General features: G+C 72.0%; 12 protein-coding genes. 6 read left to right on the top strand and 6 right to left on the bottom strand.

The annotated features are described in order from the left end of the window. Positions 1 to 117: 117 nt before the first annotated feature. Positions 118 to 681 (top strand): YciI family protein, encoded by a 564-nt coding sequence (locus RKD23_RS35580; protein WP_424857466.1) that lies wholly within the window; start codon positions 118 to 120, stop codon positions 679 to 681. 27 nt (positions 682 to 708) lie between these two features. On the opposite strand, the gene RKD23_RS35575 is transcribed toward RKD23_RS35580, so the two are convergent. Then, positions 709 to 1,632 carry an RNA polymerase sigma-70 factor gene (locus RKD23_RS35575; protein WP_424857465.1) on the bottom strand — a complete coding sequence of 308 codons (924 nt, stop codon included), beginning with the start codon at positions 1,630 to 1,632 and terminating at the stop codon, positions 709 to 711. Positions 1,633 to 1,829: 197 nt separating this feature from the next. Here RKD23_RS35575 and RKD23_RS35570 point away from each other — a divergent pair, with 197 nt between their 5' ends. From RKD23_RS35570 to RKD23_RS35560, 3 genes are read left to right on the top strand one after another with little or no spacing between them, the layout of a single operon-like run. Continuing rightward, positions 1,830 to 3,503, top strand: a complete 1,674-nt coding sequence (locus RKD23_RS35570) for a sigma-70 family RNA polymerase sigma factor (protein WP_424857464.1) — start codon at positions 1,830 to 1,832, stop codon at positions 3,501 to 3,503. Between the two features lie 56 nt (positions 3,504 to 3,559). Beyond that, positions 3,560 to 4,822, top strand: a complete 1,263-nt coding sequence (locus RKD23_RS35565; protein ID WP_424857463.1) for a glycosyltransferase family 4 protein — start codon at positions 3,560 to 3,562, stop codon at positions 4,820 to 4,822. Continuing rightward, positions 4,819 to 5,619 (top strand): transferase, encoded by an 801-nt coding sequence (locus RKD23_RS35560; RefSeq protein WP_424857462.1) that lies wholly within the window; start codon positions 4,819 to 4,821, stop codon positions 5,617 to 5,619. The genes RKD23_RS35565 and RKD23_RS35560 overlap by 4 nt, the downstream gene beginning before the upstream one ends. 49 nt (positions 5,620 to 5,668) lie before the next feature. Here the strand turns inward: RKD23_RS35560 and RKD23_RS35555 are convergent, their stop codons facing one another. The 5 genes from RKD23_RS35555 to RKD23_RS35535 all read right to left on the bottom strand — a co-directional run bounded on the left by RKD23_RS35555 (position 5,669) and on the right by RKD23_RS35535 (position 12,217). Further along, positions 5,669 to 6,508 carry a carbohydrate ABC transporter permease gene (locus tag RKD23_RS35555; protein ID WP_424857461.1) on the bottom strand — a complete coding sequence of 280 codons (840 nt, stop codon included), beginning with the start codon at positions 6,506 to 6,508 and terminating at the stop codon, positions 5,669 to 5,671. Continuing rightward, entirely contained in the window at positions 6,505 to 7,851 is a 1,347-nt protein-coding gene (locus RKD23_RS35550) for an ABC transporter permease subunit (protein ID WP_424857460.1), read from the bottom strand. The genes RKD23_RS35555 and RKD23_RS35550 overlap by 4 nt, the downstream gene beginning before the upstream one ends. A 5-nt stretch (positions 7,852 to 7,856) precedes the next feature. Beyond that, complete coding sequence (locus tag RKD23_RS35545; RefSeq protein ID WP_424857459.1) at positions 7,857 to 9,179, bottom strand: ABC transporter substrate-binding protein; 1,323 nt, start codon at positions 9,177 to 9,179, stop codon at positions 7,857 to 7,859. A 14-nt stretch (positions 9,180 to 9,193) separates the two neighbouring features. Beyond that, complete coding sequence (locus RKD23_RS35540) at positions 9,194 to 10,810, bottom strand: glycoside hydrolase family 13 protein (RefSeq protein ID WP_424857458.1); 1,617 nt, start codon at positions 10,808 to 10,810, stop codon at positions 9,194 to 9,196. A gap of 138 nt (positions 10,811 to 10,948) precedes the next feature. Next, positions 10,949 to 12,217 (bottom strand): ABC transporter substrate-binding protein, encoded by a 1,269-nt coding sequence (locus RKD23_RS35535; RefSeq protein ID WP_424857457.1) that lies wholly within the window; start codon positions 12,215 to 12,217, stop codon positions 10,949 to 10,951. 121 nt (positions 12,218 to 12,338) lie between these two features. Between RKD23_RS35535 and RKD23_RS35530 the strand changes: the two genes are divergently transcribed. Beyond that, positions 12,339 to 12,854 (top strand): PadR family transcriptional regulator, encoded by a 516-nt coding sequence (locus RKD23_RS35530; RefSeq protein WP_404045930.1) that lies wholly within the window; start codon positions 12,339 to 12,341, stop codon positions 12,852 to 12,854. Continuing rightward, positions 12,851 to 13,639 (top strand): ABC transporter ATP-binding protein, encoded by a 789-nt coding sequence (locus tag RKD23_RS35525; protein WP_424857456.1) that lies wholly within the window; start codon positions 12,851 to 12,853, stop codon positions 13,637 to 13,639. The genes RKD23_RS35530 and RKD23_RS35525 overlap by 4 nt, the downstream gene beginning before the upstream one ends. The last annotated feature ends 97 nt before the right edge of the window (positions 13,640 to 13,736 follow it).

The raw sequence follows: 13,736 nt of genomic DNA, 5'->3' as shown, positions 1-13,736 counted from the left end.
TGAGGTTGCGGGGGTGCGAGTACCATCCGCAAGGCCGACCAGGCGGCCGGGAGCGGGGGTACCACTGAGGCGAAATTCCCTTGATCACGGACCATGGGTGCGCGAGGGTCCGGTCCCATGGAGTTCTTCTGCTTCCACCGTGACCGGCCCGGCTCCCTCCCCCTGCGCGAGAAGCTGCTGGAGGAGCACTGGTCCTACATGGACCGGTACGCCGAGGAGATGATCGCCCGCGGCCCGCTCTTCGCCGGGGACGGCGACGACGCCCCGCTCGTCGGCAGCGTGCACGTCCTCGATCTGCCGGACGCGGCCGCGGCACGCGCCTTCGCCTTCGACGAGCCGACGTACCAGGCCGGCGGGTACCGGGACGTGCTGCTGCGGCGGTGGCGCAATCTGCTGGGCCGCACGATGTGGGAGTTCCCGGGCGGCCGCACCGGCGGCAACCGCTACCTGGTGCTCGGTCTGGGTTCCGGGGAGGGCGAGCCCGCCGATCTCGCGGTACCGCCCGGCCGGGAGGACGAGCTGATCGCGTACGGGCCGCTGCTGTCCGACGACGGCACGGCCTGGCTGGGCACGGCGGCGCTGCTGCGGGCACCCGACGCCGACACGGCACAGGCCGTACTCACCGCCGACAGCTACGCGGCGATCGAGGTCTACTCCTGGGAGTTCGGCGGCCGCAGATAGCCGGCCGGCCCGCGCTCCCTCCCCTCCTCACTCCTCGCCCCGCCATGCGCGGTTCAGCTCGTGGAAGACGGCCCACGGGTCCGCCACCGGGCCGACGTGCTGGAGCTTGTCGGGGTTGCTGACCGCGCGGACGGTCTGGATGCGTCCGTCGAGGACGTCGAGCACCCAGGTACCGAGGACCTTGCCGTCGCGGTCGCGGAACACGGCGCCGGGCTGGCCGTTGATCTCGTGCGACTCGCTCGTGACGCCGATGCGCACCAGGGCCGGGAGGACGAAGGCGAAGTGGCGGGCCACCCGCTCGGCGCCGAACACGCCCGCGCCCGCCTGCGGGGCCCGGCCGCCGCCGTCCCCGACGACCTGCACATCGGCCGCGAGCAGCTCGCGCAGCGCGTCCACGTCGCCCTCCCGGACGGCGTCGAAGAAGCGGGCCGCGAGTTCCTCGCGCTCGCGGCGGTCCGCCTCGAACCGGGGGCGCCCGGCGTCCATGTGCCGACGGGCCCGCACCGCCAGCTGACGGCAGGCGGCCTCGGAACGGCCCACCGCCGAGGCGACCTCGGGAAAACCGAAGCCGAACACCTCCCGCAGCACGAACACGGCCCGCTCCAGCGGACTGAGCCGCTCCAGCAGCAACAGCGCGGCCATCGACAGCGAGTCGGCCAGCTCCGCCGAGCGCACCGGGTCCTCGTAGGAGTCGGTCAGCAGCGGCTCCGGCAGCCACGGCCCGACGTACGCCTCCCTGCGCACGCGCGCCGAACGCAGTACGTCGATCGAGATCCGGGTCACCACCGACGACAGGAAGGCCCGGGCCGAGGCAGGCCGGGTCGTGGAGGCGTCCCAGCGCAGCCAGGTCTCCTGGACCGCGTCCTCGGCCTCGCTCACGCTGCCCAGAATGCGGTAGGCGATGGAGAACAGCAGGGGCCGCAGCTCCTCGAACTCCTCGGTCCGGTTCATCCCGGCTCCTCCTCGACGTTCCTGCGAAATCGGCTCTCCCCCACAGGACGAGACAGCACCCCCGCGCTGTGACATGGAACATGCCTGCCGTCGAAAAATTGTGTTATTCCCGCGCCGGGCGCAGGGTCTCCCCTGTGACGGGCCGCGCGCGGTGGGAGTCGCACGCGGGCAGGAGCGAGGAAAAGAGTGGTCGTAGCGTGAGCAGCCGAGGCGAAGCGGCGCTGGTGAAGGCGGCGCAGCAGGGGGACCGACGGGCCCAGCAGGAGCTCGTCGCCGCCTACCTGCCGCTGGTCTACAACATCGTCGGCCGGGCCCTGGACGGGCACGCCGACGTCGACGACGTGGTCCAGGAGACAATGATCCGCGCGCTGGGCGGGCTCGGCTCGCTGCGCGACCCGGCGGGCTTCCGGTCCTGGCTGGTGGCCATCGCCATGAACCGCGTCCGCAGCCGACACCGGCATCACCACGCCGCCCTGCAGGAGGCGTACGACGTCCCCGACCCGGGGGCCGACTTCGAGGGGCTCACCATCCTGCGCCTCGGCCTGTCCGGGCAGCGCCGCGAGGTCGCGGAGGCGGCCCGCTGGCTGGACACCGACGACCGGCAACTGCTGTCCCTTTGGTGGCTGGAGGCGGCCGGTCGGCTCACCCGGGCCGAGGTCGCGGCCGCGATGGAGCTGACCCCGCAGCACACGGCCGTCCGCGTGCAGCGGATGAAGGAGCGGCTCGAAGCGGCCCGCCTGCTGGTGCGCGCCCTCGCGACGACGCCCCGCTGTGTGCTCCTGGACGATCTGGTGGCCTCCTGGGACGGGGTGCCGTCGGCGCTGTGGCGCAAGCGGCTGTCCCGGCACACCCGCGACTGCACGGTCTGCGGCGGCCTCGGCGCGGGCCTCGCCCCGGCGGAGGGCCTCCTCGTCGGCCTGGCCCTGGTCCCGCTGGGCGCGGCCCTGGCCGCCGTCCGGCCGGAGGAGTACGTGGCCCTCGCCGCCGACGCCCGGACGGTCACGGCGTACGGCGACCCCCTCGACACCTCCACCTCATACGGCGACCCGCACGACACGACCGTCTACGGCGACCAGCTGGTGTCCTCCACTCCCGCCGACGCCCCCCACCCCGGCCGCGTCCAGCAGCGTCACACCCTGCGCCGCAGGCGCCGGCGGCGGGTCGCGGTGGCGGCCGTGGCGGCGCTGGTCGCGGGCGGCGGCAGTGCGGCGCTGCTGATCCCGGGCGACAGCGACGACGTACGGCGGACGCCGACCGCGCTGGAGACGCCCGAGGACACGACCGCCCTGGCCGCCCCCGCCCCCTCGACGTCGAGCGCCTCGCCCTCCCCCAGCGCGTCCCCGTCCCGCAAGGTCTCGGCGTCGCCCAGCGCGAAGGCGACGCCTTCCGTGAAGCCCAAGCCGACGCCGAAGCCGCAGCCCACCCGCACCACCGCCCGCCCCACGCCGACCCCCGCCCCGACCGAGGAGGAGACGACGGCTCCGTCCGGCTCCACCGCCGCGCAGGTGCTGGAGCTGGTCAACGCCGAGCGGGCGAAGGCGGGTTGCTCACCGGTCCGGCAGAACGCCACGCTGGACACGGCCGCGCAGCGGCACTCCGACGACATGGCGGCGCGGGACTTCTTCGACCACACCAACCCCGACGGCCAGGACCCGGGCGACCGCATCACTGCGGCGGGCTACCGGTGGAGCACGTACGGGGAGAACATAGCCCGCGGCCAGCAGACGGCCGCCGAGGTCATGCAGTCCTGGATGAACAGCCCAGGACACCGTGCGAACATCCTGAACTGCTCGTTCGCGGAGACGGGTCTCGGCATCCATCAGGGCGCGGGCGGCCCGTGGTGGACGCAGGTGTTCGGCACACAGATGTGAGCCACGATGCGGTAACGGCGGGCAACCGGAAGGGGGGCCCGCCAATCTAAGCCCCTATGAAGATCTCTTTCCTCCTGCACAACGCCTACGGCATCGGGGGCACGATCACCACGACGTTCAATCTGGCCCAGGCCCTGGCCGACCGTCACGACGTGGAGATCGTCTCCGTGCTGCGGCACCGCGAGCGCCCCAACTTCGCGCTGGACCCACGAGTCTCCCTGCGCCCGCTGGTGGACCTGCGGAAGGAGAGAGACCATCCGCTGCACAAGAGACCGGCGAGCGTGTTCCCCGTGGCGGAGTACCGCTACCGGCAGTACAGCGAACTGACGGACCGGCGGATCGCCGAGGCTCTCGCGGAGACGGACGCCGATGTGCTCATCGGCACCCGGCCGGGCCTCAATGTGCATCTGGCGCTCCAGGGCCCGGACCGCGCTCTGCGGGTCGGGCAGGAACACCTCACGCTGGACAACCACCCGCCCCGGCTGCGCACCGCGCTGCGCCGGGCCTACCGCAGGCTGGACGTGCTCACGACGGTCACGGAGGCCGACGCGGCCGCGTACCGGCGCAAGATGCGGCTGCCCGGGGTGCGGGTGGCGGCCCTGCCGAACAGCGTCCCGGACCCCGCGCTCCCGGTCGCCGACGGCGGCGCGAAGGTGGTGATCGCGGCGGGCCGGCTCGTCCCGGTCAAGCGCTACGACCTGCTGATCGAGGCGTTCGCGAAGGTGGCGGCCGAGCGTCCGGACTGGCGGCTGCGCATCTACGGCAAGGGCGACGAACAGCCCCGGCTGCGGCGGCTGGTCGAGGAGCTGGGGCTGTACGAGAACGTCCTGCTGATGGGCGCGGCGGCCCCGATGGAGGCGGAGTGGGTGAAGGGCTCGATCGGCGTGGCCACGTCCGACTTCGAGCCGTTCGGCATGACGATCGTCGAGGCGATGCGCTGCGGCCTGCCCGTGGTGAGCACCGACTGCCCCTTCGGGCCGGGCGAGATCATCCGGGACGGGGAGGACGGCCGGCTGGTGCCGGTCGGCGACCGCGACGCGCTGGCCGCGGCCCTGCTGGAGCTGGTCCGCGACGACGAGCGACGGCGGCGCATGGGCCGTACGGCCGTGGAGAACGCACAGCGGTTCGCGCCCGGGCCCGTCGTCGCCCGGGCCGAGGCGCTGTTCGAGGAGGCGCTCGCGGCCCGCGGTGGCGGGGCGGAAGCGGTGGAGGACGGCGGGCTCGGCCGCGTCCTGGTCAGTCAGGGATTCGCCGTACGGGACGTCGCGTACGGTGCCGCGGGCCGGGCCCGCCAGATGGTGCGCAGGGGGCAGCGATGAGCCGGGACCACATCAGCGAGCCGCAGGTCGACTGCACGGTCGACACCGAGGGCCGGATCGACTTCGCCGTCACGGCTCCGCCGTCCGAGGAGCCCCGGCTGCTGCTGCGGCTGCGCCCGAAGAAGGGACAGCCCGAGACGACCGTACGGCAGCTGGACCTGCGGCCCGGGAGCGACGGCCGGCTGGGCGCCGTACTGGAGGCGTCGCCCGTGCTGGAGGACGGGCGCTGGGATCTATATCTGGTGGCCGGGCCGGAGGCGGAGCGGCAGCGGTTGCGGGACGGGTACCGCGATCTGCGGGCGCTGGTCGACGGGGACACCCGTGACCGGAGGTCGCCGGTGGCGGTGCGGGTGCCGTACGCGACCACGGACGGGTTTCTCGCGGTACGGGCCTGGCTGCGCACCGCCCACGCGGAGGCCGGCCGCGTCGAGGTGAGCGACCGCTCGACGCGGGTCACCGCCCGGCTGCACGGGGCGTCCCTGGCCGGGGGCGCCGCCGTGGTGGTGCGTCTGCGGGGCGGGAGCCGCGCCGAGCGGACGGTGGACCTGCGCGCGCAGGCCGACGGGCAGGGGTTCGCCTTCGAGGTCGGGCACACGGAGATGACGGGCGAGAGCGGCATGTGGGACGTGTTCGTACGGCCCGCCGCGGACGGCCCCCTGGTGCGGGTCGGGCGGCTGCTGGACGACGTGGCCGGGCGCAAGGAGGTCTGCGTCTACCCGGCGGTCACGGTGGGCGCCGCCACGGTGCGGCCCTACTACACGGTGGACAACGACCTCTCCTTCGAGGTCGGCGGCTGACGTGCGACGGCCGGCCCCGTTCTGCGAAGGGGGCCGGCCGTCCGGCGGGTCACTTCACCGAACCCGCCATCACGCCCTGCACGAAGTGCCGCTGGAAGGCGAAGAAGACCGCCACCGGCACGATCAGGGACAGGAACGCCCCGGGAGCCAGGACGTCGATGTTGCTGCCGAACTGGCGGATCTGTGACTGGAGTTCGACGGTCAGCGGCTGCGAGGCGCTGTCCGCGAACAGCAGGGCGACCAGCATGTCGTTCCACACCCACAGGAACTGGAAGATCGCCAGGCTGGCGATCGCCGGGCGGCCGACCGGCAGCACCAGCCGGGTGAAGATCCGCCATTCGGTGCCCCCGTCCATCCGGGCCGCCTCCAGCATCTCCTTCGGGATCTCGGCGAAGTAGTTGCGCAGCAGGAACACGGCGAACGGCAGTCCGTAGGCCACGTGGAAGAGCACTACTCCGGGAATGGTGCCGAACAGGCCCAATTGGCCGAAGAGTTTGGCGACCGGCAGCAGACCGATCTGCACCGGCACCACCAACAGGGCGACCACCAGAAGGAAGACGGCGTCGCGGCCGGGGAAGTCCAGCCAGGCGAAGGCGTATCCGGCGAGTGCGGCGATGACGACCACGAGCAGGGTGGTGGGCACCGAGATCAGCACGGTGTTCCAGAACGCGCGGGTGATGCCCGCGTTGTCCAGCAGCGCCGAGTAGTTGTCGAAGGACATCTGGCCAGGGCTGGTGAACACCGTCCACCAGCCGCCCTTCGCGGTGTCCTCGGCGGAGCGCAGCGACGACAGCAGCAGTCCGGCCAGCGGTGTCATCCAGACCAGGCCGACGATCAGCAGGAAGGCCTGGACGGCTCCGTTGCCCAGGTAGCGGCGGGCGGCGTTCATCGCTGGCTCCTTCTAAAGCGGCGTACGTTGAAGACCATCGCGGGGACCACGAGCAGCAGGAGCAGCACCCCGAGCGCGCTGCCGAGGCCCTGGTCGTTGCCGCCGCCGAACGACACCAGCCACATCTGGGTGGCGAGCACGGTCGCGTCCTCCTGCACCGGTCCGGGCGCGATGATGTAGACGAGGTCGAAGACCTTCATCACGTTGATCACCAGCGTCACGAACACGACCGTCAGGACGGGCGCGAGCAGCGGCACGGTGATGCGCCGGAAGATCTGCCACTCGTTCGCGCCGTCGATGCGTGCCGCCTCCAGCGCGTCCCGGGGCAGGGTGGACAGGCCCGCGCCGATGAGGACCATGGCGAAGCCGGTCCAGATCCACAGGTAGGCGCCGATGATCGCCGGGGTGACGAGGGCGGGCCCGAGCCAGGAGACGCCCTCGTAGGGTGCGGAGAAGTTCGAGGCGGGCAGCCGCACGGTGTACGAGCCGTCGGCGAGGTCGGTGAAGCGGAAGGAGCCGTCGGGCGCGGTCGTCGTGGAGGCGGCCGTCTTTCCGTCGCGGACGGCCTCGACGCGCATCTCGGGCAGGCCGCTCTCCTTGGGGTCGACCTGGCCCTGCCGTCCTCCGCCCCCGGGGGTGAAGTCCAGGTAGACGACACCGCGCAGTTCGCCTGGCCCGGCCGCGGGGGCCTTCGCGGGCTCCGCTCCCTGCGGCAGGTCCTTCGGCTGGACGCCGACCAGGCCGAGGGCGAGGGTGTCGCCGGGCGAGACGCTCGCGGTGGTCCGGTAGCCGCCATCGGCCTTGCCGAGCCCCTGGCCGTCGCGGGCGCGGGCGGTGGGGTAGGAGGAGGTGCCGGTGAAGGCGTCGTGAACGGTGACGGCGGCGGCGTTGAGGACGCCCTTGTCCGGGTCCTCGTCGTAGGCGAGGCGGAAGATGATGCCGGCGGCGAGGAAGGACACGGCCATCGGCATGAACAGCAGCAGCTTGAAGGCGGTGGCCCAGCGGATCTTCTCGACCAGCACGGCCAGGATCAGACCGAGGCCGGTGAGCAGGGTGGGGGCGACGACGACCCAGATGGCCGTGTTGCGGACGGCCTTGACGGTGGCCGGGTCGCGGAACATCTCGGCGTAGTTGTCGCCGCCGACGAAGCGGGTGCCGGAGGCGTCGAAGAAGCTGCGGCCGACCGAGAACAGCACCGGGTAGACGACCAGTGCGCCCAGCAGGAGCAGCGCGGGGAGGACGAAGAGCAGGGCGACGGCCCGGCCGCGCCGCCGCGGGCGCCGGGCGGGCCCGGCACCGGCGGCGGACGGGGGGCTCGTCTCTTTCACGAGCGTGGCGGTCATGTCCGTCAGCCCTTGTAGGCCTTGGCCGCGGCGGCTTCCAGCTGCGCCGCGGTCCGCTGCGGGTCCGACGGGTCGCGCAGGAAGTCCTGGAGGATCTTCCACTCGCCGGCGCCCTTGGTGCCGCCGAAGGCGGCGGGTGCCTGGTCGGACATGTCGAAACGGACCGAGTCACCGGCCGCTACCAGCGACTTGGCGGTGGCACGCGTGGTGACGTCGCCGTAGGTGTTGGGGTCGAGCTTCTTGTTCGGCGACAAGAAGCCGCCCGCCTCGGCCCAGACGGCCGCGGCCTCGGGGGTGGCGAGGTACTCCACGAACGCCATCGCGGCGTCGGCGTTCTTGCCGTCCTTCAGGACGACGGCCGCGTCGCCGCCGCTGACCACGGGCGGAGTGCCGCCGTCGACCGCGGGGAACGGGTAGAACTTGGCGTCCTCCCCGATGGACTTGCCGTACTGGTCCTTGGCGACACCGGCCACGAAGTCGCCCTCGTAGACCATGGCGGCCTCGGGCTCGGGGCCGAAGACCTTCTCCACCGAGCCGGGGAAGTCGGTGTTCAGGGCGCCCTTCTGGCCGCCGGCCAGCAGCTGCTTGTCCTTGAACAGTTCACCGAGGGTGGTGAGGGCCTTCACCACCGAGGCGTCCGTCCACTTCAGCTCGTGGGCGGCGAGGGCGTCGTACTTGTCGGGTCCGGCCTGGGAGAGGTAGACGTTCTCGAACCAGTCGGTGAGGGTCCAGCCGTCCTGGCCTGCGACGGAGAACGCGGCGAGCCCGGAGTCCGCGACGGTCTGCCCGGCCTGAAGCATCTCCTTGTACGTCGAGGGCTGGCCGACACCGGCCTGGGCGAGGGCGTCGGGGCTGTACCAGACGGTCGACTTGTGGGCGGCCTTGAAGTACAGGCCGTAGAGCTTGCCGTCGACGGTGCCGTAGTTCTTCCACACCGGCGCGAAGTTGGCGTCGACGGTCTTCTCGGCGGCGGGCGACAGCGGCTTGAGCCAGCCGCTCTCGGCGAACTGCTTCAGGACGCCGACCTGCGGGACCATCACCACGTCGGGGGCGTTGCCGCCCTCGATCTTGCTGCCGACGACGGTGGACACGTTGTCGCCGGTGGAGACGAACTGCGGCTTGGCGCCGGTCTGTTCGGCGAAGGCGTCGAGCACCTTCTGGAAGTTCTTCTGCTCGCTGCCGGTCCACACGCCGGCGACGGTGAGCGTCTTGCCGCTGAGGGCCTTGTCACCGCCGCCGGCCGTGACGTCGCCGCCTCCGCAGGCGGTGGCGCCGAGGGCGAGGACCAGGGCGGTGCAGCCGATCAGGGTGGTACGTCGTCGCATCATCGTTGATGTCCCTTTCAGAAGGAGGGTGAGTCGTCGATCCACCAGGCCGCCGTCGAACCGGGGAGCTCCCCGGCCGGACAGAGGCCGCTGGCGAGCAGCGGGGTGCCGGAGACCGGCGCGGGTACGGACGCGGTGCCGAAGTTGACCGCGCAGACGAGGTCGTCGCGGGCGAAGGCGAGCACCCCGGGCGGGGTGTCCAGCCAGCGCAGGCCTCCCTCGCCCAACTGGGGCAGGGCAGCGCGCAGTTGGAGGCCGTCGCGGTACAGGTGCCAGAAGGAGCGGGTGTCGGCGAGGGCGCGGTCGGTGGCGTACTCGGCGAAGTACTCCGGCTGGGGCAGCCAGGGCTTGGCGCTCTCGGCGCCGGAGGTGAAGCCGAACGGGGAGGCCTGTCCCGACCAGGGCAGCGGCACCCGGCAGCCGTCGCGGATGCGGGCCCGGTCGCCGGTGCGGCGGAAGATCGGGTCGGTGAGGACGTCGTCGGGCAGGTCGACGACCTCGGGCAGGCCCAGTTCCTCGCCCTGGTAGATGTACGCGGCTCCGGGCAGGGCCAGCATCAGCAGCGCGGCGGCGCGGGCGCGGGCGGCACCGAGGCCGCTGCCGTGCGGGGTGGGTTCGCCGTAGCGGGTGACGGTGCGGACCTGGTCGTGGTTGTTGAGGACCCACGTGACGGTGGAGCCGGTGCCGGCGATGTCCTGCATGGCCTCGGAGATGACCTTGCGGAAGGCGTCCGGGTCCCAGGGGGCGCCGAGCAGGTCGAAGAAGAAGGCCTGGTGCAGTTCGTCGGGGCGGACGTACTGGGCGTGTTCGCGTGCGGTGGGGACGGACACCTCGCCGACGAGGAGGCGTTCGCGGCCGTCGCGCTCGCTGTACTCCTCGCAGACGGCCCGCCACCTGCGCCACACCTCGTGCACCTCGGGCTGGTTCCAGGCGAGCGGGTTGACCGAGTCGCGGGTGCGGGCGTCGGCCTCCGGGTCGTCGGAGTCGGGCAGCTCGGGGTGCTTGAACAGACCGGCGGCCACGTCGATGCGGAAGCCGTCGACACCGCGGTCGAGCCAGAAGCGCAGTATGCGGTCGAACTCGGCGGCGATCTCGGGGTTGCGCCAGTTCCAGTCGGGCTGCTCGGGCGTGAACATGTGCAGGTACCACTGGCCGTCGGGAAGCCGCGTCCAGGCCGGGCCGCCGAACATGGCGTGCCAGTTGTTGGGCGGCTCGGCGCCGTCGGGGCCGCGCCCGTCGGCGAAGTGGAAGCGGGCCCGGGCCGGGCTGCCGGGCGCGGCGGCGAGCGCCTCGCGGAACCACGGGTGCTCGCTGGAGCAGTGGTTCGGGACGATGTCCAGCAGAACCCTGATGCCCAGCCTGCGGGCGGCGTGGACGAGCCGGTCGAACTCGGCGAGGTCACCGAAGACCGGGTCGACGTCGCAGTAGTCGGCCACGTCGTAGCCGTGGTCGTGCTGCGGCGAGGGATAGAAGGGGCTCAGCCAGATCCCGTCGACGCCCAGTTTCTTCAGATACGGCAGCCCGGCCCGGACCCCGGCGAGATCGCCGACCCCGTCACCGGTGCTGTCCAGGAAGCTGCGGACGTAGACCTGATAGATCACCGCGTCCCGCCACCAGCGGTACTTACTCAGCATGCATGCATGTTAAGTAACCGTTTCGGAGGGGTGTCAATGAACTGGACGCAAGCTACTGGTGAGTTGGCGTCGCAAATCAGGACACATAAGGGCATGCTGAAGGTAGATGAGATGTCAGCGTTACTTAACAGGTAACTATCAGCGGGTGAGGGCGTCGAGCTCGCGCGCCAGCCGGCGCACGGCCGCCTCGGGCGTCTGCTGCCCGGTCATCGCGTGGTGCACGACCGCCTGCACGACCAGGCTGACCTGGTCGTAGCGCGCGCTCTTGGGCCGCGGGGCGGCGGCCAGCACGCTTTTGCGCAGGGTCGGCAGATACGGGAACCGCCTGATCAGACCGGGGTCCCGGTAGAGGTCGGCCCGCACCGGCGGCAGCGCGCCGCGGGTGAGGACCTGTCGCTGGACCCGTTCGCTGGTCAGGTAGGCGAGCAGGCGCTCGGCCGTCTCCGCGTGCCGCGCATGGCTGCTGACGGCCAGGTTGGAGCCGCCCAGCACGCTCGTGGCCGGCCCGTCGGGGCCCGGCAGCGGCACGGCGCCGACCCGTCCGGCGACGCGTGATCCCCGCTCCGAGGCGGCGACATAGGCGTAGGGCCAGTTCCGCAGGAAGAGCAGCCGGCCGTCCTGGAAGGCCTGCTTGGACTCCTCCTCCTTGTACGTCAGCGCCTCGCGCGGAATCCAGCCCTCGCGTACGCCGCGCACCAGGAAGCCGATGCCCTCACGGGCCGCGGCCGAGTCCACGGTGACGCGCGCGCCCTCGTCGCCGAGGATCGTGCCGCCGGCCGAGTAGACGGCCTCGGCGGCGTTCACGGTCAGGCCCTCGTAGGGCAGGAACTGTCCCGCGTACCCCTCCAGCCCGTACTTCGGGGCGACCGTCTCGGCGTATCTCTCCAGCTCGGCCCAGGTGCGCGGGGGTGCCAGACCCTCCTTGTCGAGGATGTCCTTGCGGTACAGCAGCAGGCCCGCGTTGGTGACGTACGGGACGGCGTACAGGCGGCCGTCGTAGGTCGCGGTGTCGACGACCGGCGGCAGGAAGGTGCCGAGCGGGAAGCGGTCGCGCTCCAGCGGGCGGATCCAGCCGGCCGCGGCGAACTCGGACGTCCAGTTGACGTCGATGTTGAGCACGTCGAACCGGCCGCGGCCGGCGCCGCTGAGGTCGGTGACCATCTGCGCGCGGGACTCGTCGGTGGAGTCGGGCAGCTCGACGAGGGTGATCCGCTCGCCGGGGTGGTCGCGGTTCCAGCCCTCCAGGAGGGGGCCGAGATAGCCGGTGAGGTCGCCCGCGGTGGCCAGCGTGAGCGGACCGCGTCCACCCGTGCCGGGCTCCCGGGCCTGGACGCCCGCGGTGACATATCCGGTCAGGACGATCAGCAGAACGAGGAGGCCCCTACCCGCGGCACGTGTCCACCGCATAGGTTCCTCCCTGTACACCGGCACCGGGCACCCTCGCCCGGGGACAAAGGCCATGTATACCTGTTAGGCATGGGCGATACTAGGGCCTGGCACACATCACCAGGACAGGAGGACAGCACGCGTGCGCCTGCCCCTCCTGGCACTCCTCGCCCGTGGCCCCGCCCACGGCTATGAGCTGAAGCAGGGCCTTGAGCAACTGCTGGGCTCCGCGTACCCTCAGCCGAACGTCGGCCAGATCTACGTCACCCTCGGCCGCCTGGAGAAACAGGGTCTGATCGAGGGCGAGGACGTCGAGCAGTCCAGCCGGCCCAACAAGAAGGTCTACCACCTCACCGAGGACGGGCGTGAGGCGCTGCGCGCCTGGTTCGCGGAGCCCGAGGACGAGCCGCGGGTACGGGACGAGTTCTTCATGAAGCTGGCTCTCGCCCCGCAGACCGGTCTCGCCGACCAGATCGCCCTGATCAACACCCAGCGGCGCCAGTATCTGAACACCATGCGCCAGCTGTCGAAGCTGGCCGCCGCCGAAGACCGCGACAACCGCATCGCGCAGCTGCTGATCGAGGGCGCGATGCTGCACCTGCAGGCCGACCTCGACTGGCTGGAACGGTGCCAGGAAGAGCTGGAGGAGCTGGAGTGAGCGAGGGTCCCGCTCCTGACGTGGCGCCCGCCGAGACGCCGGTGTCGCTGGTGCTGCGAGCCGAGGGGCTGGTCAAGACCCACCACGGCGAGGGCGCGCCCGCTCAGGCCGTGCGCGGGGTGGACCTGGCCGTGCGGCCGGGCGAGTTCGTGGCGATCACCGGGCCGTCCGGTGCCGGGAAGTCGACCCTGCTGCATCTGCTGGGCGGTCTCCAGCGCCCGGACGCCGGGAGCGTGTGGTTGGACGGGGAGCGCACCGATGCGTGGAGCGAAGCCCGCTGGGCGGTGGAGCGGCGCAAGCGGATCGGGATCGTCTTCCAGTTCTTCAACCTGGTGTCGAACCTGTCCGTCGCCGACAACGTCGAGCTGCCCGCCCTGCTCGCCGGCGTCCCGCCGAAGCGGGCGCGCGCCGAGCGCGAGGAGCTGCTGTCCGAGCTGGGGCTCGCGGGCAAGGAGCGCAGCATGCCGGGCGAGCTGTCGGGCGGCGAGCAGCAGCGGGTCGCGCTGGCTCGCGCGCTGGTCAACCAGCCGCCCCTGCTGCTCGCCGACGAACCCGCCGGCAGCCTCGACAGCAAGGGCACCCGCGAGGTGATGCGGCTGCTGTCCCGCTTCCACCAGCGCGGGCAGACGATCCTGCTGGTCACGCACGACGCCCGGCTGGCGAGCGCCGCGGACCGGGTGATCAGCTTCTTCGACGGGCGCATCGCCGACGACGCGGAGCTGGACAGGAACGCCGGGCCGCCCCGCCGGGCCGGGACGTCCGGGGTGCTGGAGCTCAGGGACTGACATGTGGACGTCAGCGGCGGACAGGCGGGTCTCAGGGGCGGCGTTGCGGGTCGCACCGGCTGACGGGCGGGCCCCGGGGACAGATGTGCGGGGCTCA

The organism is Streptomyces sp. SAI-170 (assembly GCF_049739565.1).
GTDB lineage: Bacteria > Actinomycetota > Actinomycetes > Streptomycetales > Streptomycetaceae > Streptomyces.
Note: the sequence above shows the minus strand (reverse complement) of the source record. Positions and strands in the feature narration are given on the sequence as shown.

Bases quoted from the DNA above. Each gene is read 5' to 3' on its own strand.
- RKD23_RS35580 (WP_424857466.1), top strand. From the start codon at position 118: ATGGAGTTCTTCTGCTTCCACCGTGACCGGCCCGGCTCCCTCCCCCTG.
- RKD23_RS35575 (WP_424857465.1), bottom strand. From the start codon at position 1,632: ATGAACCGGACCGAGGAGTTCGAGGAGCTGCGGCCCCTGCTGTTCTCC.
- RKD23_RS35565 (WP_424857463.1), top strand. From the start codon at position 3,560: ATGAAGATCTCTTTCCTCCTGCACAACGCCTACGGCATCGGGGGCACG.
- RKD23_RS35560 (WP_424857462.1), top strand. From the start codon at position 4,819: ATGAGCCGGGACCACATCAGCGAGCCGCAGGTCGACTGCACGGTCGAC.
- RKD23_RS35555 (WP_424857461.1), bottom strand. From the start codon at position 6,508: ATGAACGCCGCCCGCCGCTACCTGGGCAACGGAGCCGTCCAGGCCTTC.
- RKD23_RS35550 (WP_424857460.1), bottom strand. From the start codon at position 7,851: ATGACCGCCACGCTCGTGAAAGAGACGAGCCCCCCGTCCGCCGCCGGT.
- RKD23_RS35545 (WP_424857459.1), bottom strand. From the start codon at position 9,179: ATGATGCGACGACGTACCACCCTGATCGGCTGCACCGCCCTGGTCCTC.
- RKD23_RS35540 (WP_424857458.1), bottom strand. From the start codon at position 10,810: ATGCTGAGTAAGTACCGCTGGTGGCGGGACGCGGTGATCTATCAGGTC.
- RKD23_RS35535 (WP_424857457.1), bottom strand. From the start codon at position 12,217: ATGCGGTGGACACGTGCCGCGGGTAGGGGCCTCCTCGTTCTGCTGATC.